Origin of the sequence: Leptolyngbya sp. FACHB-711, assembly GCF_014695615.1 — a bacterium.
Classification (GTDB): Bacteria; Cyanobacteriota; Cyanobacteriia; order Elainellales; family Elainellaceae; genus Leptolyngbya_A.
In genome coordinates this window covers 1-2,268 of record NZ_JACJOR010000128.1, presented here as the reverse complement: position 1 = coordinate 2,268, position 2,268 = coordinate 1, and the positions used below count along the sequence as shown (strand labels likewise).

General features: G+C 47.7%; 3 protein-coding genes. All 3 read left to right on the top strand.

Going from position 1 to position 2,268, the window contains the following annotated elements; all coding sequences use genetic code 11:
* Positions 1 to 215 precede the first annotated feature (215 nt).
* Positions 216 to 605: a photosystem I reaction center subunit IV gene (locus tag H6F80_RS30585; protein ID WP_190790338.1), complete on the top strand. Its 390-nt coding sequence runs from the start codon at positions 216 to 218 to the stop codon at positions 603 to 605.
* A gap of 202 nt (positions 606 to 807) precedes the next feature.
* Positions 808 to 1,308, top strand: coding sequence for a hypothetical protein (locus tag H6F80_RS04110; RefSeq protein WP_190790337.1), 501 nt, complete (start codon positions 808 to 810; stop codon positions 1,306 to 1,308).
* A gap of 643 nt (positions 1,309 to 1,951) precedes the next feature.
* A partial coding sequence (locus H6F80_RS04105; protein WP_199296362.1) for a hypothetical protein occupies positions 1,952 to 2,268 on the top strand: 317 nt, incomplete at its 3' end.

Sequence of the window (2,268 nt, the reverse complement as noted above, 5' to 3'; positions counted from 1 at the left end):
TTTCTTGCTTCAGGACCATGCAGTTTTGCTGTGTGGTTTTTTTGCGTTTTGGCTTTGTAGGAGGGGAGCGATCGAGCAGTAAATTTGGTAACAAAACTTAAACATCTCCTGCTTAAGAGATACGCCTATTGAGAGATATGTCGGAGTGCAGGCATCGGGTATCTGTTTAACTTAGATTTAATTCCTGTTTAGTTATTTTCAAGGGGACACTTGTTATGATTCAGCGTGGCTCGACAGTTCAGGTTCTCCGTAAAGAGTCCTTCTGGTTTCAAGATTTTGGAACTGTCGCATCAGTTGACCAGAGCGGCGTCAAGTATCCGGTCGTTGTTCGTTTTACAAAGATTAACTATGCCGGGGTGAATACGAACAACTTTTCGATGAATGAACTGCTCGAAGTGAGCGTTCCTGCTTCTCAGCCGAGAACGTCCACCGAGCCATCCGGCGGTAAGCAAACCACGCTGGATGAGCGGACTCGCAGAACCGGACAGGGCGCACGCAACGATGTTCGCTCGGGCGCTTCATCATCAGGTGCTGCACCAGAAGCACCAGGAACCGACAATCCAAGCATTGAGGGCAGCCCCAACCAGGGAACCGATTCTCGCTAATTTTGAATCGATCGAACGATCGAACGATCGAATGTTTTGCAGAGGTCAATCATGAACTTTGGGATGCTGAGAAGTGTCCCTTTTTTGTGGTTTATAACCATCGAGCGAGTGTTTTTGCTCAAAAGAATTCGTCAATAGAAGACAGGATTCACTTGAACTTTCTTTTGACTGTCCTCTTGAAGCAAATTAGGACTTTACAGTCATGGTACAGCTCGCTCAATCCCATCAGTATCCAATCAAAAAATTCTCTGACGTTCAGCAAGGGGCAACTGCTCTCAGTGCCCTTCAAGATGCAGGCTTTTCTCCAGAGCGGCTCGCCCTGGTTCCAGAGGCACTGCAATCAACGCCCAAACTGTCCCAAACCGAGGCGGCTGCTAATGCGGGGAAAGGCGCGATCGCCGGAACCGTGTTAGGGGCAATGGCAGGCTTTTTGATTGCTGCGCTCAGTCTGCATGATCCTGCTTCGCCCAGCATGGCTCCCTTTAGCCAAATTTTGACCTTTACCTTAATTGCAAGCGGTGTTGGAGCAGCAGGTGGAGCCGCGATCGCAGCAATCACGGGCGGCTCTGTCAATAAACAGGCGGTAGCAGACTCGACCCCCACAGAGCAAAACTTCCTGCTGCTTATGGATGGCGGTACCCAAGAAGAAGTGAAAAAAGCACAGGAAATTCTACAGCAGATCGACAACAACACGAATGTTTAGTAAAACGCGATCAATTCATTTTGATTTGTGATTCGTTCAGCTTGTGTCCTATCTCTTTAGGTAGAAGAGAACCGATCGCTCCTCTGACTAATATCCAAATATTGGAGGAATCGAACCATGCAGTCCTTTTCCTTTGGGGGCTGCTTTTTTGCTGTCAATTTGATTGCAGGTTCGGGTTGCTATTGCTTTTTGCTCTTCACAGTTTGGCGACGACTCTAACTTTTTAAGCCTCTTCTTACCGGATGATTTGTCGATCGCCTGTATCCTGGATAAATAGGCAAAGCATCAGCCGGTAAAGGTTCTGTATCGGTAAGGATTGTGTGTTGGCAAAGCCTAACGCACCCGAGGCTTACAATCGGCTAATCCTGAGTCAAAAATAGGTTTTTATTCATTCTTCTGGACGCAGTTCACGAAGGTTGCTCAATTTAATCCATTTAATTGAACGATCCGCAAACCGTAAGCTCTGAAAACCAATCATTTATCAATCTTTGGTCACTTTGCAGCAAACAGTTGACCCCAGCTCAAGCTTAAGGATAGTTTAGAATCGGTGTTTTGCTGATACGCCCTCTTTCGATCGAGGGATATAGAGCTTTAGTTGCCCTGTTCTAGCTGTTTTGCGAGTCAGGATCATCGGGGTTATTTTATGCAACTCAAGAAACTGCTCCTGGTTGGACTGCTGTTCACGCTGTTTCAAGGCTTACGGGGCACTGCATTAGCAGATAACATCCTGGGCTTTAAAAATCATCTGATTGCCCAGCAAAATCAATCGGCTGACAGCCCCTCCCCTGAAACAATCGAGCCAGGCCAAAACGATACGCTTCCGCCCATTCCGCAGCCGCGTCTTTCATCGCTGATTTTGCCGCTGCCGCCACTGCTGATGCCCGATCTGCTGATGCCGCCGTATAATTTTCCGTCTTTTAACAGTCAGCGGCTTGACCAGGAACTTCACCTCTATAGCCG

Coding starts and splice junctions, on each gene's coding strand:
- H6F80_RS04110 (WP_190790337.1), top strand. CDS start 808: ATGGTACAGCTCGCTCAATCCCATCAGTATCCAATCAAAAAATTCTCT.
- H6F80_RS30585 (WP_190790338.1), top strand. CDS start 216: ATGATTCAGCGTGGCTCGACAGTTCAGGTTCTCCGTAAAGAGTCCTTC.